Here is a 25,897-nt window from a genome sequence, read left to right as displayed (position 1 = left end):
GCACTATGGTAGCTACACGACAATCACATCAACAAGATGAAAGTACGGACTTTAGCACGCGGCTTTCGTTACTTGGCTTGTCTGAGGAAAAAACAGAGCTACTAAATCAAGCCCAGGCCCTGTGCGGTAAATGTGATAACCAAAGCAGGCAAAACACAGCAATCGAAATGGTAGAAATTTTAGCTGAGCTAAATCTTGACCCTGAATCGTTAGCTACTGCGTATTTAACACCGTATTTTTTAAATGATCTTATATCGCTTGAAACCATAGAAGAGCAGCTAGGTAACAACATTGCTATGCTGCTAACGGGTGTAGCGCAAATGGCCACCATTAGTACTTTATCGCACCAAGGTAAAGGCACTATGCAGGTCGATAATATCCGAAAAATGCTATTAACCATGGTTGAAGACGTACGCGCTGTTGTTATTAAACTTGCTGAGCAGGTATGTCATTTACGTAATGTAAAGGATGCCGACGAAGAAGAGCGAGTGATTACGGCAAAAGAAACAGCCGATATTTTTGCACCGCTTGCAAACCGTTTAGGGATAGGGCAATTGAAATGGGAGCTTGAAGATTTATCGTTCAGGTATTTACACCCAGATACCTACAAAGGCATAGCCAAACAGTTAGATGATAAACGACTTGCTCGCGAAGCCTATATGGAAGATATGGTTGAGCAGGTAAAAAACCGCTTAAGTGAAGCCGGTATAGAAGCGCAAGTGTACGGGCGACCTAAACATATCTACAGCATTTTTAAAAAAATGCAGCAGAAAAACTACGAGTTTGATCAGCTTTTTGATATTCGCGCAATGCGTATTGTGGTTGAGCGCCTACAAGATTGTTACGGCGCGCTTGGCATAGTACATACAAACTGGCGTCATCTTAATAAAGAATTTGATGACTACGTTGCCACACCAAAGCAAAATGGCTATCAGTCTATTCATACTGTGGTATTTGGCCCTGAAGGTAAAACAGTTGAAATACAAATTCGCACCAGCGATATGCATCAAGATGCTGAGTTAGGTGTCGCTGCGCACTGGATGTATAAAGAAGGCGCATTACCTGGACGAGGCTCAGGTTACGAGCAAAAAATTAGTTGGCTGCGTAAATTACTGCAATGGCAAGAAGAAGTGGTTGATGGTGGTGATTTAGCCGAAGAGCTAAAAAATCAAGTAGTCGAAGACCGTGTGTACATCTTTACCCCAAGTGGCGATATTATTGATTTACCATTAGGTGCTACACCGCTTGATTTTGCCTACTACATTCACTCAAACGTAGGTCACAGGTGCATCGGCGCTAAAGTATTTGGCAAAATAGTGCCGTTTACACATCAGTTATCAACAGGGGATCAAGTAGAGATACTGACTCAAAAGCAGCCTAATCCAAGCCGAGACTGGCTAAATCCATCATTGGGTTATATTAAATCATCACGTGCAAGAGCTAAAATACATCACTGGTTTAAGCAGCTCGACCGCGATAAAAACCTAAGTGCGGGTAAAGAAATACTTGACAGCGAGCTTCAAAAGCTTGATTTAACCTACAAAGATTTAGACCCCGCCATTAAGCGCTTTAATTTTAAGGAGCTTGATGACTTAATGGTTGCCATTGGCGCAGGTGATGTACGGTTAAACCAAATGCTTAACTTTGTTAGCGACCGTACAGAAGATGAACCGGTTATTCGTTTTAAAGCACCAAGTAAAGTAACGGGCGATAAAAACGGCATTGTAGTGGATGGTGTAGGTAGTTTAATGAGCCATGTAGCTAAGTGTTGTCGTCCTGTACCGGGCGATCAAATAATTGGCTATATAACGCAAGGCCGTGGTATTGGTGTTCATAAAGATGACTGCGACTCATTTAATAACTTAAAAACACAGCATCCAGAACGCGTGATCTCAGTAAGTTGGTCTGACGATATTAATGGCTCTTATGCGCTTAGCATAAAAATTGAAGCCAGCGATCGTTCTGGTTTAATTCGCGATATAAGCTCTGTGCTTGCTAACGAAAAGGTCAACGTATTAAACATGAACGTCAATACGGTTGGCGCAGATCAGCTTGCCGTATTTACTATGCAAATAGAAGTACATGACTTATCAGGTACTAATCGTGTACTTTCAAAACTACTTCAGATTGAAGGTGTTCACGATGCTAAGCGCAGCCAATAAACATGACAGATAAAAACGCATTAACTGAGCTTTTAAATATTATGCAAACCTTGCGAGATCCTAACGGCGGCTGCCCATGGGATCTTAAGCAAGATTTCAAATCAATTGTTCCTCATACCCTAGAAGAAGCGTACGAGGTTGCCGATTGCATAGAGACTAATAATTTAGGTGAGCTTAAAAATGAGCTTGGCGATTTACTTTTTCAAATTGTGTTTTATGCCCAGTTAGCTAAAGAGAAAAATTTATTTGATTTTGATGATGTTATAAAGCAGCTCAGTGCTAAACTTGTGCGCCGCCACCCTCATGTATTTAACGAGCAACAAGCGTTAACTGACGAGCAGTTAGCAAAGCAGTGGCAAGCAATTAAAGCACAAGAACGTGCTGAAAAAGCTTCATCGGTTAATACTTCGCTTTGGCAAGATATTCCGGCAAATATGCCAAGCCTTAGTAAAGCTAAAAAAATTCAGCAACGTGTTGCTGGCTTAGGGTTTGATTGGCCAAGCTATCATGGCGCACTTGATAAAGTGAGCGAAGAAGTATTAGAAGTAAAAGAGGCGCTCGAACACGATCCTCGATCTGAGCATACAGCAGAAGAAATAGGCGACTTACTGTTTGCCACAGTTAATGTTGCTCGCCATGTTAAACGCGATCCAGAACAACTTTTAAGACAAGCAAATGATAAGTTTTCAGCGCGGTTTGAAAAGGTACAAGCGTACTTAATTGCTCAAGGCAAAAGTTTGGATACTGCAAGCCTAGAAGAAATGGACAACGCGTGGGATGCCATTAAAAAAGTGAAATAGGTTTAATGTTAAAAAGTGCACATTTTTTGTGCGCGCTTTTACTATTTTTAGCTGGATTGCGCTGGCGTGTTTTGGTACAATTTCGCCCCGTCTTGATGATATACCCAGAGTCTCTTTCTCGGGTGTTATATTCCTTTTAATTCCTGATATTCTAGGGTTCGCATGAGTACAAAATTTATCTTCGTTACTGGCGGGGTTGTTTCTTCGTTGGGTAAAGGTATTGCAGCAGCATCACTAGCCGCTATTTTAGAGGCCCGTGGTTTAGACGTTACCATTTTAAAGCTGGATCCTTACATCAACGTTGACCCAGGCACAATGAGCCCAATTCAACACGGTGAAGTATACGTTACAGAAGACGGCGCAGAAACTGACCTTGACTTAGGTCACTACGAGCGTTTTATTCGTACCAAAATGACTAGTCGTAATAACTTTACACAAGGGCGTGTATACGAAGACGTGTTACGACGTGAGCGCCGTGGTGAATACCTAGGTGCAACTATTCAGGTTATTCCACATATTACAAATGACATTAAGCAACGCGTATACGACGGTGCTGAAGGTCATGAAATCGCGATTGTAGAAATTGGCGGTACAGTAGGTGATATTGAATCACAACCGTTTATTGAAGCAATTCGTCAAATGGGTACTGAAATTGGCCGCGAACGCGCGCTATTTATTCACTTAACGCTAGTGCCATTTTTAGGCCCTGCGGGTGAAGTGAAAACAAAACCAACTCAGCATTCTGTTAAAGAGTTGCGCTCTGTAGGTATTCAGCCAGATATTCTTATTTGTCGTTCAGACCGTAAACTGCCTAACAACGAGCGTGCAAAAATTGCATTGTTCACTAATGTTGAAGAGAAAGCGGTTATTTCACTACCAGACGTAGACAGCATTTATAAAATTCCTGCGCTATTAAAATCTCAAGAATTAGATAACTTTGTATGTCGTCGTTTTCATTTAGATGCGCCAGAAGCTGATCTTGCTGAGTGGGAACAAGTACTGTATCAAGAGTCTAACCCTACTGGTGAAGTAACAATTGGTATGGTTGGTAAGTACATTGAATTACCAGATGCATACAAATCAGTTAACGAAGCACTAAAGCATGCGGGTCTTAAAAATCGTTTAACAATTAATATTGAATACGTAGACTCACAAGATTTAGAAAGCAAAGGCGTAGAACTACTATCTCATTTAGATGCTATTTTAGTTCCAGGCGGGTTTGGCGGACGTGGTGTTGAAGGTAAAATTTTAGCGGCTAAATACGCACGTGAAAACAAAGTTCCATACCTAGGTATTTGTTTAGGTATGCAAGTAGCACTTATTGAATACGCACGTAATGTTGCAGGTTTAACTGATGCAAACTCTACAGAATTTAACGCCAACTCAGAAGCGCCTGTCGTTGGTTTAATTACTGAATGGTTAGATGCTGAAGGTAAGGTTGAAGTACGTGATGAAAAATCTGATTTAGGTGGCACTATGCGTTTAGGCGCACAAAAATGTCATTTAACACTAGGTTCTAAAGTACATGAAGTATACGGTAATGCTGAAATTGTTGAACGTCATCGTCATCGCTACGAAGTAAACAACAATTTTGTAGAAGCGCTTGAAAAAGCAGGCTTGAGCTTTACTGGTTTATCAGAAGATAAAAAATTAGTAGAAATTATCGAAAATAAAGATCACCCATGGTTTATTGCCGCGCAATTCCACCCGGAATTCACGTCAACCCCACGTGATGGTCACCCGCTATTTGAAGGGTTTGTAGCTGCGGCTCACATTCACCAAAAAGCTAATTCGTAATTTTAAAAGCCGTGCATATTGCACGGCTTTTTTGTTTTAAAGGCTGACTGATACCGATCTTATTAAAAACATGAGCATTGTATCGGGTTAAATAACTTACTAATTGTGTTAAAAATTACTCATATAGAACAACTATATGTCATAATTTGTGCCTTGTTATTGAGTTGTTTTCTTAGCGTTATGATAGCTCACTAATTAAATGCAATTGGTATAAACTATACAAAACGTAGTAAAGTTAGCTGAACTCACCATTTTGGGAATATAGAGGAATCAAGATGTCAGAAATCGTAAAAGTAATCGGTCGCGAAATTATGGACTCGCGTGGTAACCCAACTGTTGAAGCAGACGTACATTTAGCAGATGGTTCTTGGGGTCGTGCAGCTGCACCTTCAGGCGCATCTACTGGTACTCGCGAAGCATTAGAGTTACGCGACGGTGATAAGTCACGTTACTTAGGTAAAGGCGTATTAAACGCTGTTGGTTTTATTAATAATGAAATCGCAGATGCGCTTAAAGGCCAAAATGCATTAGAGCAAAGTGCTGTTGATAAAGTAATGCTAGATTTAGACGGCACTGAAAACAAAGAAAAACTAGGTGCAAACGCAATCTTAGCAGTATCACTTGCAACTGCAAAAGCAGCTGCACAGTCTAAAAAAGTAGAGCTTTACGAGCACATTGCTGATTTAAACGGCACACCGGGTGTTTACTCTATGCCACTTCCAATGATGAACATCATCAATGGTGGTGAGCACGCAGATAACTCTGTAGATATTCAAGAGTTTATGATCCAACCTGTTGGCGCTGCAAACTTCCGCGAAGGCCTACGTATGGGCGCAGAGGTATTTCATAGCCTTGCAAAAGTACTTAAAGCAGACGGTCATTCAACAGCGGTTGGCGATGAAGGTGGCTTTGCGCCAAACCTTGCATCTAACGAAGCGGCACTTGCAGCAATTAAAGTTGCGGTAGCAAACGCAGGTTACGAGTTAGGTAAAGATATTACTTTAGCGATGGATTGTGCTGCATCTGAGTTTTACGACAAAGAAGCAAATATTTACGATCTTAAAGGTGAAGGCAAAAAATTCACTTCAGAAGAATTTAACTTCTTCTTACAAGAGCTTACTGAGCAATATCCAATTGTGTCTATTGAAGATGGCTTAGATGAGTCAGATTGGGATGGCTTTGCACACCAAACTAAACTAATGGGTGATAAAATCCAATTAGTAGGTGATGACTTATTCGTAACAAATACTAAGATTTTAAAACGTGGTATCGACAACGGTATTGCTAACTCAATCTTAATTAAGTTTAACCAAATTGGTTCACTAACTGAAACGTTAGCTGCAATCAAAATGGCAAAAGATGCAGGCTTTACAGTTGTTATTTCTCACCGCTCTGGCGAGACAGAAGATTCAACAATTGCTGATTTAGCGGTAGGTACTGCTGCAGGTCAAATCAAAACAGGTTCATTGAGCCGTTCTGACCGTGTAGCTAAGTACAACCAACTTCTTCGTATTGAAGAAGCGCTAGGTTCAAAAGCACCTTACAACGGTCTTAAAGAAGTTAAAGGTCAGTAATTCTATTTTATATAGAATCTAATATTTAATTTTAGATGATAAAATCCTCGCTCAGGCGGGGATTTTTTATATTAGATACTTTTATCCAAAGAGTTGGGAGCAAGGCACGAAGTTTGTTAATGCGTACACTTAGCCAACAGCAGGACTATAAAAACCTTATGCTTTACGCTTATTACCATATAGTACAATTATAGATTTGCTAGTCGACCCTTTAACTTACTCCCAGTGATGCAATTAACTCATTTTTAGGTGGATTACAGCGGTGTTCCCCAGCCATGTTTATTCAATGAGTCTGTACAATTCGTTATTGGCGCCTGTATGGCAAGGCCTCTAGGTTAATACGACAGTGTAAACTAGCGTGACGCAGCATCTATTTTAATGTGGGATAAAAAAGACTCACTTTTTTGTTTATTGGTTTACGGTTAAGCGAAAGTATTTGGGGTTTTACACCCATCCCTCGATATGAACCCTAGTTGATGTAAGTCTTGTTCAGAGTAAATATATCTATGGGGTACTTTATGCATTGATATACATAACTGCAATCTGGGAAAAACAGTCACAGGTTGGCTTTATTATTTTAATTTTTATGGCCCACAACAAGGTAATTTCTTAGTTTCATCAAGCTTAATTTCGTCTCCTAGTTACTGGAACGATTCAATTTACATTCAATAAATTTATAATGTTAAAGCATAAATTAATACATTGTATTTATGCTTCAACATTGATTTTAGGGGATAATTGATATCCATCATATTCATGAAGCACATCAAGGAAATCTGACCATTGTTTTTCTGATTTTGTATCTCCTATACTTTTTGCAAAATCTCGACTGTTTTTTATTTGAGCAATGAAATCTTTACTCTCCACACCAACGAATGAGCCGTTTTCAAATTTAAAGCTATCATATGGGAGAACAAGCAATCGACCATCACCAGTTTCTTTGATAAGTGCGTTTAATTCATCCATCCCAATGTTGTGCATGTCTACAGTTCTTGGTTCAGTACTTTTTCCTGTGACGTCAGGCAGTTCATTGCCGCCTTTTTGGGGGGCTTTGGGCTGTTGAGCTGACTGGTATTGACTGTAGGTAGCTGTTTGATTGCCGATAATCATAATTAACATCCATTTGCTAGTTCTAAGTCTACAAAATTTGCAATAAGGATGCCGTTTTTAAGAAGAATAACTCTAAAGTAGAGTTTTTATAATTATCCAAAGTTAAAGCAAAGCTTTTAAATAAACTATATTAAAGTGAAATACTGGGAGCGAGATTGATACAAATATGAGGGATATAGAAATTAATATCCATTTAAATTTTTTGAGACCCTTTGAGTGATTGGCACTTTTAAGCGATTCATTTAGCCGCTGAATATTTAATTCAACTTCGCGTATAGTTTCCTAAGTGACATGGGCTAAACTTTCAATGCTATAACAGGGCTTTTTAAATTTCTCTCTGTTGCTAGTATATGGGTATCAACGCCCTCACTTTCCAGTGTTCTCTTCACATATTCAGATATAGAAATACCTTGCTTTTGCGCCTCACTATTTAAAGACTCTTTTAATTTATCGTAAATTCGGATGCTTAGAATGGCCATTCTAAAATGCCCCTGTTGTATACGGGTGTAAGCAAAGCGTATACGCCTACAAATCCGGGTGACGGAGAGGTGCTAATTACTGTTGCAAAGCCTGTTTGGATGAACCAAAGACAGAGGTAAAGGTTTCGCTAAACTACTTATGAGTTAGAGTTTAACCCTTGCGTACTTAAAGCTGAAACTGCTGTTTTAAAATCTCACCCGTAAAACTGGTTTTTAAATAAAAACCACGTGGTAAGGTTTTGATAATTTGACCATGTGGACCAATAGCATCAGTAACAACTTTGCTGTTTGCCGCCTTAGGCCTAATTTGTATAGCATCCCCTAAATGGCCTGATATTTCATCTACTCGCCCGAGTGCGATTAACTCCATTTGTTCTTCCCAGTCACGCTGTAATAGCGCATCTTGCTCAGGTGTTGGTTGCCACAAAAAGCCGCTGCCTATCGTTCTGTCAAACGGGGCTATATCTCGCTCACTTAGTATGGGTAACCATAAAACATGATTTAGCTTTTTACGCACAGAGCTTGTATGCCATGCCATACCGGTGACGTTTATTAAAGGTGTTACCGATACAAACGTAGTCTCTAGTGGTTTACCCTTGTAAGAAATGGGGAGTGTTTTTAGCTCTATCCCTAAATCTTCAAAATCGGGTAGGGGTTTTGAACCTGCCGTAGCCCCAAGTACATACTCAATTAGTTGCCCGGTCCAGCCTTTTTCACGGAGTAAATCATCAGGTGTTTTAAAATGGTACTGGTTTGCAAGTTGGCCAAGTGTTAATCCAGCAATGTTATTCACGCGCTGCATTAGGTCGTTAATTGAGTGTGGTTTTGATGGTCGCATACTATTAATTTCGGTTGAATAAATACCATAGCCATGATAGCAAATTGGCTAAGCCGTGGATATCTTTAGGGTTGTTCGTTTTTTGCTCGCCTGTTGTTTGGGTTAATTTTGTACATGTATAAAATTGGGCGGTTTACTTTAAGTTACTGAGCTAGCTGGTTTTTTTTAAGTTATGCATTCATTTTTGATTAAGGCTGTTAAAAGTTGCTGGGATAAATACAACTATATAAACATGTTTATCCACAGATTCTGTGGAGAACACGAGTTTTTAGATCTTATATTGTGGATTTGTTTGCAAAACGAGCGTGTTTTATAAAAGTTATGCACAAACTGTGAGTAAGTAGAGTAAAACAATAACCGCAATAGCTTTGGTGGATTATTTTTAAAATTTTTACTCACACTTCATTATTTTATGGGGTATGCAAAAGCGTAAACTTAGCTTACAAATTAGCTTGGCTATAATAGTGTTTGCCGTATTGCAGCTAATGTGGAACAATCATTAAAAATCGACTTACAAATGAGGCACTAAGGTGATTGATGCCGAAGGTTTTCGTGCCAATGTCGGAATTGTAATTTGCAATAATCAGGGACAGGTTTTTTGGGCTAGACGTTATGGTCAGCATTCTTGGCAATTTCCCCAAGGTGGTGTTGATGATGGCGAGACAGCAGAACAAACCATGTACCGCGAGTTACACGAGGAAGTAGGGCTGCGACCTGAAGATGTAGAAATAGTCGCAAGCTCAAAACATTGGTTACGCTATAAATTACCCAAACGATTAATTCGCCGCGACTCTAGTCCGGTGTGTATTGGGCAAAAACAAAAATGGTTTTTATTAAAACTGCGTTGTAAAGATGAAGATGTAAACTTGCTTAAAACCCATCATCCAGAGTTTGATGATTGGCGCTGGGTAAGTTACTGGTATCCTGTAAGACAGGTAGTATCGTTTAAACGGGATGTTTATCGACGTGTAATGAAGGAGTTTGCTCCTTTCGCCATGCCTTTTAATAAAAGAGAACAACACAAAGATCATTGGCGAAGTAAAAGGTAGTAATTTCTCGATAGAATAAAGGAGCAGGACATGCTGGCTACACTTAGGTCTATTGCTGAGTCTGTATCGCAACAAGCGAATTTAGACAGTGCTTTAGTGTGCTTTGTGCAAATGGTTAAAGATGCCATGAAAACCCAGTGCTGCTCCATTTATTTTGCAGATTACAGCCAAGACAATTTTGTACTTATGGCTACCGAAGGGTTAAATCCTGATGCGGTGGGTAAGTTTAGAATTGGCTTTACCGAAGGCTTAGTAGGCTTAGTTGCCCAGCGCGAAGAGCCAATTAATATAGCATTTGCTAAATCACACCCGCGATTTAAACTCTCCCCCGAAGTGAATGAAGAAGGCTACAATGCTTTTTTGTCAGTACCTGTGGTGCATCAAAAAAAAGTATTAGGCGTTATTGTTGTTCAGCAAAAAATGGCCCGTGTTTTTAGCCAAGATGAAGAATCGTTTTTAATTACGCTCTCTGCTCAACTTGCATCACAATTAGCGCATGCTGAAATAAAAGAAGTACTGCGACAAGATGAATCATCTCATCAAACATCTGTTTTAAAAGGGGTATCGAGTGCGCCGGGCATAGGAATTGGCCAAGCATTTGTCGTGCTGCCAAAGCTTGATTTTAAGTCTATAGAGCTTTTAAAAGACAGTGATGTAACAGAGCAACGCCGCTTGTTTACGCAAGCCGTAGCCGCGACCCGAAAAGAATTTAATACGCTTTCTATGACGCTAAGTGACTCGATACCGCATGAAGCGTTGGCTGTATTTGATGTTTACCAACAATTACTTGATGCAAAAAGCTTAGGCCATAATGTTGAGGTACAGTTACAAGAAGGTTGGTGCGCTAAAAGTGCATTAAAAATTGTAATAGAGCGCTTAATCTCTCAATTTAATGCCATGCAGGACCCATATATAAAGGAGCGTGCGGTTGATGTTAAAGACATTGGTTTACGCGTGCTACATCATTTAGTAAACACCGAACACGCTATAAAAGATTACCCACCAAATACTATTTTAATTGCTAATACATTAACTCCGGCCATGCTTGCAGAAGTGCCAAAAGGGCATTTAGCGGGTGTAGTTAGTGTTAATGGTTCAGCTAATAGCCATGCGTCTATTTTAACGCGTGCAATGGGTATTCCTGCTATTTGGGGTATTGAAGATTTACCACTCTTACAGTTTGAGGGTAAACCGCTCATTCTGGATGCATTTTCTGGGCGTTTATATATTTCTCCATCGCAAATGCTAATAGATGAGTACACCGAGCTTCAGTACCAAGATGGCTTATTGAATAACCGTTTTTTAGCCGAGCAAACATCAGAATCAATAACGCTTGATGGTGAGCATATTAGCTTGCTGTTAAATGCCGGGCTTGAGCTAAATACAGAACAAAGCAGTTCACATATCTGCGATGGTGTAGGGCTTTACAGAACAGAGGCTTGGTTTATGCAAAAAGGCCAGTTTCCTTCGCAATTAGAGCAAGAAAACTGGTACCGCGAAGTGCTTACTAGCTACCACCCAAACCCTGTAGTTATGCGTACGTTGGATATTGGTGGGGATAAAGTTTTAGATTATTTTAATATTACCGAAGAAAATCCCTTTTTAGGATGGCGTGGTATTCGTATTAGTCTTGATCACCCAGAGCTGTTTTTAGATCAGCTTAAAGCAATGTTAAAAGCAAATATTGGTTTAGGCAATTTAAAGATTATGCTGCCAATGATCAGTGGCACCGATGAAGTAGATGAATCTTTAGCATTATTTGAGCAAGCGTATTATGAGCTAAGTGAAAAGTACCCAGAGCAAAGTATAGAAAGACCTGATATTGGTATAATGCTTGAGGTGCCTTCGAGCGTATTTATGTTGCCTGAATGGTCAAAAAAAGTCGATTTTTGCTCAGTCGGTAGTAACGATTTAACGCAGTACCTATTAGCTGTAGATAGAGCTAATGCACGTGTTGCTGAGCTGTTTAACCCTTATCACCCAGGCGTATTAAGAGTGTTAAATAAAGTGGCTTGTGAATGTGAGCAGTACGAATTGCCTTTTAGTTTATGTGGTGAACTTGGTGGCGATCCCGAAGGTGCGATTTTACTTATTGCAATGGGGTATAGGCGCTTAAGTATGAATCTATCATCACTTAATAAAGTTAAGTGGGTGATCAGGCGCTTAAATGTGAGTGACATGGAGCAGCTACTTAGTGAGTGTTTAACTCAATCCACCGCTAAGCAAGTACTGCGTTTAACACGAAACTTTATGATAGAGCATCGATTAGGCGATTTGTTTTACACGCCTAAATAGTATCAATCCGCAGATGCTATTGGCTTTATAATCCTTTAATATACACACATTAATAGGTATTTGAGATAACTATGTATGACTTAGGGCTGTTAGTGGCAAGCTGCGCACTACTAGGCTGCATTGTCGGTTTTTTAGCTGGATTGTTAGGTATTGGCGGCGGTTTAATTATTGTCCCTGTGCTTAGTACGTTACTGTTATCGTTTGACGTTACATCTTCAAGTCACGTTTTAGTGATTGCTATAGCAACTTCACTTGCTTCTATTTTATTTACTTCAACCTCTTCAGCGTTAGCTCATCATAAAAATGATAATGTGCCATGGGAAATAGCTCCTTGGGTTATGTCGGGTGTTGCGTTAGGGGCATTAATTAGTGGCTTTGCCGCAAGCCTCATCCCTGAGAAAATTTTACGAACTGTGTTCGCTATCAGCGTCGTGTTTATTGCAACGAGAATGGTGTTGTCGACCCGAAAAAAATCAGTTGTGGAGCAGCCTTTACCAGCAGGCCCTATTTTGGGAGCTATATCGGCTCTAATGGGGGGCTTATCTGGTTTAATTGGCATTGGTGGTGGGGCGCTTATTGTTCCAATGCTTAATTATTTTTCGGTAGATATAAAAAAAGCCATAGGTTGCGCCGCTGCTTGCGGCATTGTTATCGCCTTATTTGGTTCTATTGGGTATATTAGTGCAGGTTGGCAAGTTACCGATTTAGAACATGGTTTTGCAGGGTTTGTTTATTTACCTGCGTTATTTGGGATTGTTATTACATCATGGTTTGTTGCGCCTATAGGCGCTAAAGCAACTCATTATTTACCTGTTAATACAATAAAGAAAGTTTTCGCGGTATTGCTTGTTGTTATCGCACTTAAAATGGTTTTTAGCTAAAGGTTTATTTTTTATGGCACTTGAGTTTCCTCAAATTGATCCAATAATTTTTTCTGTTGGGCCGCTAAGCGTACGTTGGTACGGGTTAATGTATTTAATTGGTTTTGCGTTTGCGATGTGGTTCGCTAATCGCCAAGCTGCAAAACCTAATTCAGGTTGGACAAAAGAGCAGGTAAGTGACTTACTATTTTATGGCATGCTAGGGGTAATTCTTGGTGGGCGTATTGGTTATGTATTGTTTTATCAGTTTAGTTACTTTATAGAAAACCCGCTTTATTTATTTAGAATAGATCAAGGTGGTATGTCTTTCCATGGCGGCACGCTAGGAGTTATAACAGCGGTAGCCATTTTCTCGTGGACACGCAAAAAATCATTGCTTCAAGTAGGCGATTTTGTTGCTCCGCTTGTACCTGTTGGTTTATTAGCTGGAAGAATAGGTAACTTTATTAATGGCGAGCTGTGGGGTCGAGTGACCGATGTGCCTTGGGCTATGGTATTTCCTACAGGCGGGCCACTTGCGCGTCATCCATCACAATTATATGAAGCATTTTTTGAAGGCCTAGTACTCTTTTTAATCCTGCAATGGTTTATTAAAAAACCGCGTCCAGCGGGTAGTGTAGCAGGTGTATTTTTACTAGGTTATGGCGTATTTAGGTTCTGCATTGAATACTTTCGCCAACCAGATGCGCAACTAGGGCTGTTTGCTGACTTTATTTCGATGGGGCAAATATTATCACTTCCTATGATTGTGGGTGGTTTAGGTTTATTAATTTGGGCATACAAACAACCACAACACGTTAAAGCAGCTAAGGCATAATAAAACAGCATGAAACAATATTTAGAATTATGTCAGCGTATTGTTGACGAAGGCCAGTGGGTAGAAAATAAACGTACAGGTACTCGCTGTTTAACAGTTATAAACGCTGATTTAGAGTACGACGTAGCGAATAATAAGTTTCCTATGATCACCACACGTAAAAGCTACTACAAAGCAGCGATTGCTGAGTTATTAGGGTATTTACGTGGTTACGATAGTGCAGAGCAGTTTCGTAATATTGGTTGTAAAACTTGGGATGCAAATGCTAACGACAACGGCGCATGGCTTAATAACCCTAACCGTAAAGGTGAAGACGACATGGGCCGCGTCTATGGCGTGCAAGGCCGCGGATGGCAGCGACCAGATGGTTCAACGCTCGATCAGCTTGCTAAAGTTATTAATAACTTAAAAAATGGTATTGATGATAGAGGGGAAATCGTTACTTTTTATAACCCCGGCGAATTTGAGCTTGGTTGTTTGCGCCCATGTATGCACACGCATACTTTTTCACTGCTTGGCGACACGCTATATTTAACATCGTATCAGCGCAGCTGTGATGTACCACTGGGCTTGAATTTCAATCAAATTCAGTGCTTTGTTTTACTTGCATTGGTAGCTCAAATTACCGGGCATAAAGCAGGTAAGGCGTATCATAAAATTGCTAACGCCCATATTTACGAAAACCAACTAGAACTAATGAGAGACGTGCAATTAAAGCGCGAACCGTTCGAGTCGCCTAAACTAGCAATTAACCCAAAAATAAAAACGTTAGAAGATATAGAAACGTGGGTAACGCGTGACGACTTTGAAGTAACGGGCTATCAAAGCCACGAACCGATTCAGTATCCATTTTCAGTATAAAAAGATTAAGGAAAACTAAAATGAAAGCAGTGATCCCAGTAGCGGGCTTAGGTACTCGTATGTTACCTGCCACAAAAGCAATCCCTAAAGAAATGCTACCAATAGTAGACCGTCCACTTATTCAATATGTAGTAAATGAAGCGGTAGCAGCAGGAATTAAAGAAATAGTACTTGTAACTCACTCAAGTAAAAATTCTATCGAAAACCATTTTGATACAAGCTTTGAGCTAGAAGCTACATTAGAAAAACGTGTTAAGCGGCAATTACTTGCCGAAGTGCAGGCTATTTGCCCTAAAGACGTCACTATTATTCACGTACGCCAAGGTGAAGCTAAAGGCTTAGGCCACGCAATTAACTGTGCGGCGCCAATTATTGGTAACGAGCCGTTTGTTGTAATCTTGCCAGATGTAATTATTGATGACGTTGAAAGCGACCTAAAAAAAGACAACCTAGCTGAAATGATTGCGCATTTTGAGCAAACAAAGCACAGCCAAATAATGGTTGAGCCAGTGCCTATGGATGAAGTAGACAAATTTGGTGTAGTTGATTTAGGTGATGTTGACTTACAACAAGGTGAAAGCTCACCTATTACAGACATGGTAGAAAAACCGCCTGTTGATCAAGCTCCTTCTAACTTAGCTGTTGTAGGGCGTTACGTACTAAGTGAAAATATTTGGCCATTACTTGCAAAAACACCTCAAGGTGCAGGCAACGAAATTCAGCTAACTGATGCCATTGCAATGCTAATGGAGCATGAAAAAGTTGATGCTTATGCAATTAAAGGCCGTAGTCACGATTGTGGTAGTAAAATAGGTTACTTAAAAGCAACGATTGAATTTGCACTACGCCGCGATGAATTTGCCGGTGAACTCAAATCATTTATTAAAACACTAATTTAATTAGTTATTTTATTTAATACCTTAAGGCGCCTATTTGGCGCCTTTTATCTATTTATTCATTAAAATAAATACACATTAATAAGAAAGCACAAAATCAGAAATGTTTTAGGGACATTACAGACATATTGTAATTCATGTTGTAAGGTTTAAGTTAATTGGCATTAATTTTGTATTAAATAATGCTCTCAAGGAAGGAGGAATATGCAACATTGTGTTTTTATGAAACATGAAAAAGCATACTAAGAGCTAAGTTAATAGCTTAAAGCTAATAAAGTTAAACGCTTTCTTGTGAGAATGTTTAACTGAAATGTAAGTGTAAAGGCACTACTTTCAGGACAACAAATACATGCTTATACGTAAAAAAAATAACATTGGGCTAATACTTAGCTTGCTGATGCTTTTATTTGGAACAGCATGTAGTGTTGCACCTAAAATAAAGACAAGCAACGTATCGCAAACTAACGCGCCAGACTACGTATCTATAACAGCCCTTGAGTTTGCTCAACTAAAAGATGCCGCCATGCAATGGCAACAAGCTCGAGCAGGTATTGAGCGCATCTTAAAATTAGAAAAAGAAATAACCTACCTAGTAAACCATATAGACATTATAAATAGTAAAGCGATAGCTCAGTCTAACCAAGGCTATAGCATTAAAACAGCCCGCTCTCCACGTATTACGCAATCCCGTCTGCCACAGGTTAAGCAAAATTACAGTAATAAAAAGCAAGCCGTTACATTACGCGCGCCTAAACATGTATTTGCATTACAGGTTGCGTCTGTTGGCTCGCAAAACGGTGTAGTAAAAGCATGGAAAGAGCTAAATACTAAAGCAGCCCCATTATTTAGAGACAAAATACTGACAAATGTTGAAACCGCAAAAATAAATAATAAAATATTTTACAGGCTAAAGTTAGGCTCTTACCAAAACTTTAAAAATGCAAAAGCCGACTGTGATGTATTTAAACTGTATAAGCTCGATTGCATCGTAAGTAACTACACAGATAAGCCTATAAAACTATAGTTGAATATTTGGCTTAATTATTGCTTTGAAATTAAAGTTGTTTTTTATGGATGTCTAAAATTGAAACCTAGATTCGGAATATTATTTTTGTTATTGATGTTAGCTGCTTGTAGTAACCAGCAAGCACCGGTTTCGTCGCCTAATGAAAAGTTTGTGCTTGTAGAAGATATAAAACCTTATTTAGAGCAATGGGATAACAGTAAAGAAAAAATAGCTAGTTTAAGCGACATGGAAGAGGATTTGCTATTATTGATTCAGGCTCTTTCTGCACAAACCGATATTGATGCAGTACCCGAACCACTTAAAGGTGATGTTAAGCAGATAAAGTACGGAAGTGAAAACAAAGCTTCATTATCAGCAGAATCCACAGAAAGCAAAAGTATTATTGATTCGAAAAAAATAAGCTACACGATTCAAATTGCTAGGTATATGAGTGCGAAAAGGGCTGAAGCACAAGTACAGCGTTTACAAGAGCAATACCCGCAATTAAGTACAATTTTGCACTATCAAATAAATGCACAAACTAAAAATTCAGTTACGCTTTATAATCTGGTAGCAGGGCCCGTTGAGACTCAAAAGCAAGCAGCGCAGCTGTGCATGTTTTTTTCCAGACTAGGTAACAAGTGTAAATTGGCCACTTTTAAAGAAGGTTAAATTACAAAAGCAGTTTACTGGCTTAGAGTATTTAATAAAAAATGTATTTTTTCTAAATATTTCATGGACTCGGCCGATACTTAATGTAACCTGACTAAAGGTTAATTAAATATATTAAGGGATAAATTATGAACAACTTTTTTACTAAAGTAGCTTTGGTGACATCTATAGCTGCACTTTCTTTTGGTGCTGTTGCTGAAACTGTTTCGTTTCAAGCTGGTGTTACAGTGCAAAATGCTTTTACCTTGACTAATGATTCGGCGCTAGATTTTGGAACGATTCGAGCCTCAGCTGATTTAGTAGCAACTGAGACAGCTACGCTTGTTTTAGCAGCAAATCCAGCGACCTCACCTACAACTACCTCTACATCAATTGCAGATGCTGAAATCGCAATTTTAGTAGCAGGTGTACCCGCTTCATTCTCTGTTTCAGGGGTGTCTCCTTTTGGTTCACTAACCATTACAGATCCGACAGAAACTGCAATTTCACCTGATGCAGCACCTGCAGGTACTGCAGCATTTACTTTGGGTAATCCAACGTATTATGTGCTAACTGGCGCAACGCCTAACAGTGCAGCGACGACAGCCATTCAGGTAGACGCAAATGGTGAAGCGACATTTAACGTTGGTGCAGAATTAACGACAGATGCTACTACACCTGCGAGTGACTATATTGATGGCACCTACAGTGGCTCATTCACATTAGAATTAAACTATTAATGAGCAAAGCCTGCTTTATTATAAAGTAGGCTACTTTATGAAATTAATTTTATTCATACTAGCAGCTTTCTTAACTACGGATTTATACGCCCAAGTTACAGCGCTTGAGCAATTGAATTTTGGTAAAATTGTTATTAGTGATAATCAAAGTGTTAGCTCTATAACTTTGTTACCTAGTAATACAAACACCTTAACTAACAGCATATATTTACTTGAAAAAGGCCATGCCGCCGAATTGTTGCTCGAAGGGTATCCTGCGCGTATTCAAGTAAATGTGAGTGATTTTATAAACGACCAACCTTTAAATAACATTTTCGGTGGTGCATCACTGATTTTAAATCAGCTCATATACAATGCGACCATTACAACCGATACCACAGGGACTGCGTTATTGAGAGTGGGGGGGCAATTAAGTACCTCCGGTGACGGAAATACTTATAAAGATGGTACCTTTGATACTACAATTGAAGTGACGTTAAATTATTAGACAACTAGAGATGTTGATTAAATGACAATAATAAAAATCTTTTTTATCTTAGTAAGCTTTATTTTAACTAGCTTCCATTCTTATGCAAACTTACTCATTTCTCCAACAAGAATCAATTTTGATGAGCGTCAACGTGTTGCTAAAGTCATTGTTGTTAATAACTCTAATGAACCTAAAACTTATAGGTTGGAGTGGCAAGAAAAAGTTGCACTTGCTGGTGGAGGGTATTCTAATTTAGCGGCGACTCAAGAAAGTTCAACTTCACTTAAAAATATGGTCAGGATCAGTCCGTCGCAAGTTAGATTAGCACCAGGAGAAAGGCAAATTGTTAAGCTTGCTATTCGAAAGCCGAAAAGTTTAGCAAAGCAGGAGTACCGTTCTCATTTAGCGTTTAAAGCACTCCCTAATGAAACTCAAGCTCAGCAACAGAGACTGGGTATTAAGATAAACTTACTCTTAAGCTACACTATTCCTGTTATTTTGCGACATGGCGCTGAAAAGCCTAATGTTAGTATTAGCAATTTACAGCTTATACACAGCGCAGAAAAAAAAGCGTTTGAGATTGAAATTAAGCGAGAGGGTGGCTTTAGCTCTTTTGGCAAGTTAGAAGTTTTTTTTAAGCAAAAAGGAACGGATACGGAGAAAAAGATCGCTATGTTAAACGATTTTAGTATTTACCCAGAACTAACAAAAACAATAGCGACGATACCAATATTTGCAGAACAAAAGATCCCGGAAAATGGCCAAGTTCGTGTAACTTACACTGGGCTTAAAGAATATCGCAATACTATTTTTAGTGAAAAGTTAGCGCCAGTCAATAATGCAATTATCGGTAAATTGAAATAGCCGATGCACTACTTTAAGCGGTTTATGTGGTTGCTGATCATTTTTTTATCATTTAATTCATTATCAGCAGTAGAAGAGCCTGACACACAGGCTATTTTTGCGAGCATAAAAAAAATAGATAAAAAATGGCAGCAATACAACATTGATCAGGCTGTAAATGAGAGAGCCGAGTCTAAGCTTAATGTGCAGCAAGGTGAGGGCATCCCCGAAGGGGAGTTATTGTTTTTTTCATCGTTCGTGAAAAAAAATTACCTAGGTGAAATGCTCGGGGTGAAAAGTAAAACCGGTGTGTTAATAGATTTATTAAGTTTTTCAGAAAACTTGGATTTTGCTATCGATATAAATAGCGATGACTTTATTGCTCAAGGCTGGTTTATTAGTGAAGATAATCAGTTTTATCTAGACTTAAATACAAATACAGCACAAATTAACGGCGCTAGATATTCATTTAGTAGCGAACAAGCTTATGCCGATAACGGCGATATGTTTGTTGATAGTAACTTGTTAGGGCAATGGTTTTCGTTAGATATTGATATTGAGTACTCAGCACTTGAGCTAAATGTAAGCTCCCCCACCAAATTGCCTATAGAATTAAAACGCGAAAGAGAGCAGCGAGAAACTGTAACTAACGGAGAGTCTCGTCAAGCAATATTGCCGTGGAAGGCCAGTCCATACAGTGCAATTTCATCTCCTCTTGCTGATGTGCAGCTTAGTGCAACCAAGAGTAATACGGATTCAGCGATAGGGTACTCTGTATTAGGATCAAATGACTTGGCCTATTTTAATACTCAGTATTTTTTTGCAGGGCGAAAACAAGATTTACTATCAGATTCAAGATTATCATTTAGCCGTCAAAGTAAAGATGCACGGTTATTAGGCCCTTTAAATGCGACAACTGTTCAATTTGGAGATGTACTAGCAACTCAAGTCGGTAAACAATTTAATAGTAGTTACGCCAGAGGAGTAAAAGTGGATAACAAACCACTTTTTAAACAGGTTAATAGTAATCAAATTAACTTAACGGGTGCTATTCAACCAGGATGGGATGTTGAGTTATATCGTAATGATGTACTGCTAGCGCAACAATTTAGTTTAGCTGATGGGCGTTATTTATTTGAAGACATTGATTTATTATTTGGCGCTAATAATTTTGAGCTGATTTTTTATGGTCCACAAGGGCAAGTAGAGCGAAAAACAGAGCAATATTTTATAGATGGTAATAGTTTGTCGGCAGATGAATCGTTTTATGAGCTGTCAATTACTGAGCAAGGTGAGCAGTTATTCAATCAGTCACTTTATTCGCCAGAGAGTAAAGGTTGGCAGCTAGCGGGTCGTTATGAAACGGGATTAACTGATTATTTATCGGTTTATGCTGGTACATCAATATTAAATAATAGTAATTCTGGGAACAATGTTAGCAATTATGCCTTTGGTTCAAACCTGAGTATATTTGATAAGGTATTACTTAATTTAGATTATGAAAAAAATAATAACGATGAAGATAAATTAGAGGTAGCTGCTAGAGGCGAGTTAATTGGTCAATCGGTACGGTTAAGCCTGTCTCAAAACAATGAGAAAATAGTGGGGGATACTGAAACAGCGAAAACTCAAAATTATAGACTATATACGGCAGGAAAATTGTTTGATAAATCATTTGGAAGTTTGAGTTATCAAAATACCCTTGGATATAACAACAGAGAATTTAGCGACTCATATTTAAGTGTTGATAATACCTTATCTTACAATTTTGACGGTACTGTTGTTAGTAACAACTTAATTTGGCGAAAATTTGATTCTTTAGAGGATTCAATAACACTTGGCAGTATGCGTCTTCAACATCGGTTTGGTAAAACATACACGCGTTTTAGTGTTGACTACAGCGCAGACTCCGGTTCAACTATATTAGGTTATCAAGCAGAATTAAGTCGTAGTTTATCTCAGAATTTGCAATCTGAATTCACACTAAGAAACTCCCGTATAAATGATTTAGTTTCTATGGAGCTGGGTCTAAATTGGCAAAGCGATAGTTTTAACTTAAATAGCACAATGAGTTACGATGATGATGATAATTGGCGGCTAGGTTTATTTAGTCGCTTTAGTATTGGTTTTGATACGAACACTGATGAGTACTTTTTAAGTAAAAGAAGCCTCGCAAACTCCGGCACTTTAATGGTTAGAGTCTTTCTTGATTCAAATAATAACAATATTCAAGATGATGGAGAAAAGGGAATTGAAGGCGTTAAGGTAAAAGGAGTTCAAAACTATCGCCGAGCTGTAACCAACGAAAATGGTTTAGCTATACTTAAAGGTATGCCAGCAAATAGAACCACCGACATAGTGATTGATTCTGACAGTATTAGTGAGCCTTTTTTAGTTGCTGCCAATGATGGCTTTTCTATAACACCGCGTGCCGGCTTTGTTGAATATATGGAAATACCGCTTAATAATAGTAGCGAGGTTGAGGGTACTGTTTATAAACAAGATGAGCAAGGTACCAGTGAGGTGCAGCCGTTCGCCACGATTAAATTACTCGACAAACAAGGTAAACAAGTGGCGCAAACACAAGCTGCTTACGATGGGTACTACTTATTTACAGATTTAAGGCCAGGCCAATATAAAGCGGTAATAGATGATGAGTTCAAAGAGCGAAAATCTTTAAAAAACACACAACAAGTAACTGTAAATTTACCAGCGCAAGGCGAAGTGGTGATGGGCGTAGACTTTGAACTTAAAGAAAAAGCACAAACGCCAGCGTATATTGCTAATGCAGGTGATTTTTCCTCGTTGTCAATTATGAAAGCGTATTACCAATTGATAAAGCGCCATTTGGATGAACAATCAAGGCGTGATGCGTTTTATATCAAAGATAACGAGAAAAATCGTTATACTTTAGCCGTTGCTTATGCCGCTTCAGAGCAAGAAAAACTTGAGCAGGTATGCAATAAATTAACTGCTAAAGGGCTAAACTGTAAAATTCAAGCGCAACTTATCAGCCACTAATACTAACAAGGTTTAACCATGTATCTCATTAGTTTATCTAAACACAATTTAGTAGTTATCACCTCTCTCGTAATGATTGTTTTATCGGGTTGTAGTAGCACAACAAAACCAAGCGAACTAGCAGCGATAAATCAAAAAGATACACGAGTTTCTGCAGACGAATTGGCGCAGTTAAAAGCTTCTTCTCAGCAATGGCAGTCTGCAAAAGCAGGGGTTGAGCGGTTGTTAATAATAGAAGAAGATTTAAGGTTATTAATAAGCCAACTTAATGCAGTGGTAAAGGAAGAATCCAACTCAAATGAGGCAGAGAAAACACCAATAGTTAGTCCGCTAAAAAAAATAGAAAAAACACCCCAAATGCTATCGTCTTCAGTAATAGCACAAGCAGAAAAACCAGTATTAAAAACTGAAGTTGATAAAACCAATAAGGTAAAAAAAATAACACCAGCCAGCAGCGGTAAAGCTGTATACATACCTGCAACAGCACGGTACGCACTACAAGTTGCAGCTGTTACAGATAAAACGCGCTTAAAGCAAAGTTTAAATGAAATAAGAAACAAAAGTCCAGAGCTATTTCAGGGTTCATTTATCGCCAATATAGAGAACATCGACATTGGTGGTGTGACCTTTTATCGTTTAAAGCTGGGCGCCTATGAAACCCAAGCTAATGCAAAAGTGGGTTGTGATAAACTTAAAAAACGAGAGATTAATTGTGTTGTAAGCCATTACACGCAAGCGCCATTAAATAATTAGGCATAATAATTGCTTCGTCTTAGTTATATTTTAATGAGGACGGCAATTATGCGCCTTTTACTGCCCTTAATCTGTTTAAATTTAGTTGCATGTAACTTGGTTCCACAGCCTGAGCCTAGTGTACCCACTGATGCGACACGTCCAGCTTTAGCACCTTACACAGTGAGTGACTATGTTAGTAACTTAACGGCACAGCTCAACTTTAAAAATGGTGCGTTTAATAGCAATGCCCGTATAGGTGTTAGTAGCTTTTATTATGCAAGTGCGCCTGATACAAAGCTGATCGCAGGGCAAGCCTCAGGTTTAAGCTTACAAGTTCAAGAAAGCTTACTCACCCAGTTTACTCAACTTGGTTATCAAACCGTTGAATACAAACTAGCGAACAGCTTAACGCTATCGACGAATGCTGACAGCATATTAACCCGCGATATCAAAAAGTTAAATAATCGCCAAAATATTGACTTAGTGATCACCGGCACAGTAACTCGCCAGCAGCATGCCTATATAGTAAATGCACGCCTTGTTAATATAGAAAACAAGCAAATACTTTCAGCAGGTACAACCGAGATCCCCATAAACGTAATGTGGGGAAGCGAAAAAATTCAGCAGCGAGACGGCAATCTGTACCGCAGCGAATATTAATCAGGAGCATACAATGAGAAACCTATTAATTACCCTATGTTTACCACTAGGCTTTGGCTGTTCACTAATGGATGATTCAATTGACGCTGAGCCTGAAAAAAACATGCAAGTTAACAATGCGCCACTTATATCAAATCAGCGCACAATTAAATCACCACAAGAGAATATTGATCTTTTTCAGGCTCAACTTAATCAACGGGGCAACTACACTAAGAAAGCCCCAGTAACACGTAGAAACATAAACCACTACGTTCGCGGCATTATGCAAGACATAGTAGATAATTTAGAATATGTAAACGATAAAACGCCACTGGCTGTATCTAGCTTTGTATTTTTAGATGATGACTATAGTGATGGTAGCTTACTTGGCAATCAAATAGCTGAAAGCTTTATGCACGAACTACATAGTTTTGGTGTGCCGGTTATCGATTTTAAAACAACCGATTACATGCGTGTAACACCCGAAGGTGACTTTGTATTCAGTCGTGATTACTTGGAGCTAAACCAAGATCAAAACTTTAGTTATGTATTAGCAGGCACGTTAGTAAGCCATCAAGGTGGCGTACTCGTAAATGCGCGTGTAGTGGGCATACAAAGCAAGGCCGTGGTAGGTACTGCGCAAGGGTTTATCCCTCAATCAGTTGTTGATGCACTAAATAGTAGCTATCGTACTGATGGAATAATGCTTAAACAAGCTAGTAAGTGAGGCCAAAATGTATTTTAAATATTTGAATGGCGTAATAGGCTTAGCCACACTTTTAACTTTAGCAGGTTGCTCAATTATTCAAAATAATGAACCTGTAGAGGCGGTTACATCGGTTGATAACACCCCAAATTACGATTTGACCAGCATGCTACAGTCAATTGAAACCGATAAAAACTCAGAGCCTCAAGATAGCAGTGCGTTTGTGCCTCTTAAACATCATAAAACGCTTGTTAATTACGTTGAACAAATGGCACTTGATTTAGTCGACACGCTTGAATCTAACGCACAAGATAACAACAGCATTAATATAGCGGTAACAACCATTGTAGATTTAGATGCATCGCTCAATAAAAGTAATCAACTAGGTAATCAAATAGCCGAGAGCTTTATTCATCAACTGCAAAAGTTTGGTTACGGTGTTGTCGACTTTAAAGCTATGAACTCTATTGATGTATCAAACCGAGGTGACTTTGTATTATCTCGCGATATAGAAAAGCTGAGTGAAAGTAGCATGGCCAATTACGTATTAGCTGGCACGTTAATTTACCGTCCAAATGGCGTAGCAGTGAATACCCGCATTATAAACGTGCACAGTAAGCATGTGGTTGCCACTAGTAGAAAGCTCATCCCGCTTTATGTACTAAACAAAGAAGATATATATTTATCAAGCAATTAAGTTAATTTTAGCTTGATATGAAAAACAAGATGCCGTTATAATTTTATTCTCATTTAGTACACCACATTTTGTGGCCTCTTAGTTAAATGGATATAACGGCCCCCTCCTAAGGGGCAGTTGCAGGTTCGATTCCTGCAGGGGCTACCAATAAAATCAAAAACCTAAATTAATATTAATGACTCTTTTTTGCCTGCGTAGGTCGGATAAAAGAAGCGCCATCCGACACAGTAAAGTACCTTACCAATTATTATTAATATTTTATGTTGTCGAGTGGCTAGAGAGTGCCATGTATAGTCTTTGAACCTTAATAATCTATACTTTGAATTGTTGAGGTTATGTGCTCTTTGCTTACGAATCTTGTGCTAGCTTCATTTAATGATCACCGCTTTTCTTTCGAAGAGCAAAGAATACATAACAAATTTCAAAAATCGGAGATTTGGCATGCATACTAAAAATGATAACTTTTCTGCATATGTTGGCCTTGATTGGGCTGATAAAAAACATGATATTTGTGTGCAGGTTAAAGACGAAGAGTCTCGGGCGTTCAGCGTAATTTCTCACTCACCTGAATCAATTAATGATTGGGTTAAGGCATTACATAAAAAAGTAAAAGGTAATATTGCTGTTGTTGTTGAGTTAAATAAAGGACCTATAGTATACGCCTTACAAAAATATAGCTTTGTTACAGTTTATCCTATTCATGGATTAACCCTTGCTCGATACAGACAAGCTATGTTTCCTAGCGGTTCAAAAGATGATCCTTCAGGCGCTGAATTAGCATTAGATATGATGCTCAATTATCCAAAGAAGATTACCCCCTAAAACCAAGCA

General features: G+C 38.9%; 23 protein-coding genes, 1 tRNA gene and 1 pseudogene. 22 read left to right on the top strand and 3 right to left on the bottom strand.

What is annotated here, in order from left to right; all coding sequences use genetic code 11:
- The first annotated feature begins 5 nt into the window (after nt 1-5).
- The 4 genes from relA (at nt 6) to eno (ending at nt 6,333) form a co-directional block, all read left to right on the top strand.
- On the top strand, nt 6-2,162 hold the full coding sequence (gene relA, locus J8L71_RS12525; RefSeq protein WP_211000826.1) for a GTP diphosphokinase: 2,157 nt from the start codon (nt 6-8) through the stop codon (nt 2,160-2,162).
- 2 nt (nt 2,163-2,164) lie between these two features.
- On the top strand, nt 2,165-2,962 hold the full coding sequence (gene mazG / locus J8L71_RS12520) for a nucleoside triphosphate pyrophosphohydrolase (protein WP_211000825.1): 798 nt from the start codon (nt 2,165-2,167) through the stop codon (nt 2,960-2,962).
- Between the two features lie 162 nt (nt 2,963-3,124).
- Complete coding sequence (locus J8L71_RS12515) at nt 3,125-4,759, top strand: CTP synthase (RefSeq protein ID WP_211000824.1); 1,635 nt, start codon at nt 3,125-3,127, stop codon at nt 4,757-4,759.
- Nucleotides 4,760-5,034: 275 nt separating this feature from the next.
- A complete protein-coding gene (eno, locus tag J8L71_RS12510) occupies nt 5,035-6,333 on the top strand; it encodes a phosphopyruvate hydratase (protein ID WP_058548611.1) in 1,299 nt (432 codons plus the stop codon).
- Between the two features lie 708 nt (nt 6,334-7,041).
- Here eno and J8L71_RS12500 read toward each other — a convergent pair.
- From J8L71_RS12500 to mutH, 3 genes are all read right to left on the bottom strand, one after another.
- On the bottom strand, nt 7,042-7,443 hold the full coding sequence (locus J8L71_RS12500) for a hypothetical protein (RefSeq protein ID WP_211000823.1): 402 nt from the start codon (nt 7,441-7,443) through the stop codon (nt 7,042-7,044).
- A gap of 296 nt (nt 7,444-7,739) precedes the next feature.
- Nucleotides 7,740-7,922, bottom strand: coding sequence for a ribbon-helix-helix protein, CopG family (locus tag J8L71_RS12495; protein ID WP_211000822.1), 183 nt, complete (start codon nt 7,920-7,922; stop codon nt 7,740-7,742).
- A gap of 166 nt (nt 7,923-8,088) precedes the next feature.
- Complete coding sequence (mutH, locus tag J8L71_RS12490; protein ID WP_211000821.1) at nt 8,089-8,760, bottom strand: DNA mismatch repair endonuclease MutH; 672 nt, start codon at nt 8,758-8,760, stop codon at nt 8,089-8,091.
- Between the two features lie 530 nt (nt 8,761-9,290).
- Here mutH and rppH point away from each other — a divergent pair.
- The 18 genes and pseudogenes from rppH to J8L71_RS12400 form a co-directional block, all read left to right on the top strand.
- Nucleotides 9,291-9,809, top strand: coding sequence for an RNA pyrophosphohydrolase (gene rppH / locus J8L71_RS12485; RefSeq protein ID WP_002958704.1), 519 nt, complete (start codon nt 9,291-9,293; stop codon nt 9,807-9,809).
- Nucleotides 9,810-9,839: 30 nt separating this feature from the next.
- On the top strand, nt 9,840-12,104 hold the full coding sequence (gene ptsP, locus J8L71_RS12480; RefSeq protein WP_211000820.1) for a phosphoenolpyruvate--protein phosphotransferase: 2,265 nt from the start codon (nt 9,840-9,842) through the stop codon (nt 12,102-12,104).
- Nucleotides 12,105-12,175: 71 nt separating this feature from the next.
- Nucleotides 12,176-12,985: a sulfite exporter TauE/SafE family protein gene (locus J8L71_RS12475; protein ID WP_211000819.1), complete on the top strand. Its 810-nt coding sequence runs from the start codon at nt 12,176-12,178 to the stop codon at nt 12,983-12,985.
- Between the two features lie 13 nt (nt 12,986-12,998).
- Nucleotides 12,999-13,802 carry a prolipoprotein diacylglyceryl transferase gene (gene lgt / locus J8L71_RS12470; protein WP_211000818.1) on the top strand — a complete coding sequence of 268 codons (804 nt, stop codon included), beginning with the start codon at nt 12,999-13,001 and terminating at the stop codon, nt 13,800-13,802.
- Nucleotides 13,803-13,811: 9 nt separating this feature from the next.
- The gene (locus tag J8L71_RS12465; RefSeq protein WP_138681654.1) at nt 13,812-14,663 is read left to right on the top strand and encodes a thymidylate synthase; all 852 of its coding nucleotides are present in this window, start codon (nt 13,812-13,814) and stop codon (nt 14,661-14,663) included.
- A gap of 20 nt (nt 14,664-14,683) precedes the next feature.
- The gene (gene galU / locus J8L71_RS12460; protein WP_211000817.1) at nt 14,684-15,562 is read left to right on the top strand and encodes a UTP--glucose-1-phosphate uridylyltransferase GalU; all 879 of its coding nucleotides are present in this window, start codon (nt 14,684-14,686) and stop codon (nt 15,560-15,562) included.
- A 346-nt stretch (nt 15,563-15,908) separates the two neighbouring features.
- On the top strand, nt 15,909-16,583 hold the full coding sequence (locus tag J8L71_RS12455; RefSeq protein WP_211000816.1) for an SPOR domain-containing protein: 675 nt from the start codon (nt 15,909-15,911) through the stop codon (nt 16,581-16,583).
- 60 nt (nt 16,584-16,643) lie between these two features.
- Entirely contained in the window at nt 16,644-17,237 is a 594-nt protein-coding gene (locus J8L71_RS12450) for an SPOR domain-containing protein (protein ID WP_247655293.1), read from the top strand.
- Between the two features lie 128 nt (nt 17,238-17,365).
- Nucleotides 17,366-17,956, top strand: coding sequence for a DUF4402 domain-containing protein (locus J8L71_RS12445; RefSeq protein WP_211000815.1), 591 nt, complete (start codon nt 17,366-17,368; stop codon nt 17,954-17,956).
- A 37-nt stretch (nt 17,957-17,993) separates the two neighbouring features.
- Nucleotides 17,994-18,443, top strand: a complete 450-nt coding sequence (locus tag J8L71_RS12440) for a DUF4402 domain-containing protein (RefSeq protein ID WP_211000814.1) — start codon at nt 17,994-17,996, stop codon at nt 18,441-18,443.
- A gap of 21 nt (nt 18,444-18,464) precedes the next feature.
- The gene (locus J8L71_RS12435; protein ID WP_211000813.1) at nt 18,465-19,289 is read left to right on the top strand and encodes a fimbria/pilus periplasmic chaperone; all 825 of its coding nucleotides are present in this window, start codon (nt 18,465-18,467) and stop codon (nt 19,287-19,289) included.
- Between the two features lie 24 nt (nt 19,290-19,313).
- Nucleotides 19,314-22,289, top strand: coding sequence for a carboxypeptidase-like regulatory domain-containing protein (locus tag J8L71_RS12430; protein WP_247655292.1), 2,976 nt, complete (start codon nt 19,314-19,316; stop codon nt 22,287-22,289).
- Nucleotides 22,290-22,307: 18 nt separating this feature from the next.
- Nucleotides 22,308-23,042, top strand: a complete 735-nt coding sequence (locus J8L71_RS12425; RefSeq protein ID WP_211000811.1) for an SPOR domain-containing protein — start codon at nt 22,308-22,310, stop codon at nt 23,040-23,042.
- 48 nt (nt 23,043-23,090) lie between these two features.
- Nucleotides 23,091-23,684: a FlgO family outer membrane protein gene (locus J8L71_RS12420; protein WP_211000810.1), complete on the top strand. Its 594-nt coding sequence runs from the start codon at nt 23,091-23,093 to the stop codon at nt 23,682-23,684.
- Between the two features lie 13 nt (nt 23,685-23,697).
- Entirely contained in the window at nt 23,698-24,390 is a 693-nt protein-coding gene (locus J8L71_RS12415; RefSeq protein ID WP_211000809.1) for a FlgO family outer membrane protein, read from the top strand.
- A 7-nt stretch (nt 24,391-24,397) separates the two neighbouring features.
- Nucleotides 24,398-25,066: a FlgO family outer membrane protein gene (locus J8L71_RS12410; RefSeq protein WP_211000808.1), complete on the top strand. Its 669-nt coding sequence runs from the start codon at nt 24,398-24,400 to the stop codon at nt 25,064-25,066.
- A 72-nt stretch (nt 25,067-25,138) separates the two neighbouring features.
- A tRNA-Arg gene (locus J8L71_RS12405) sits at nt 25,139-25,213 on the top strand.
- Nucleotides 25,214-25,507: 294 nt separating this feature from the next.
- Nucleotides 25,508-25,879, top strand: a pseudogene (locus J8L71_RS12400) (transposase); the annotation flags it as partial.
- Nucleotides 25,880-25,897: the final 18 nt, after the last annotated feature.

Source organism: Pseudoalteromonas sp. MMG007 (assembly GCF_018100985.1).
Lineage (GTDB): Bacteria > Pseudomonadota > Gammaproteobacteria > Enterobacterales > Alteromonadaceae > Pseudoalteromonas.
The sequence above is the reverse complement of the archived record's forward strand: the minus strand, read 5'-3'. Positions and strand labels throughout refer to the sequence as shown.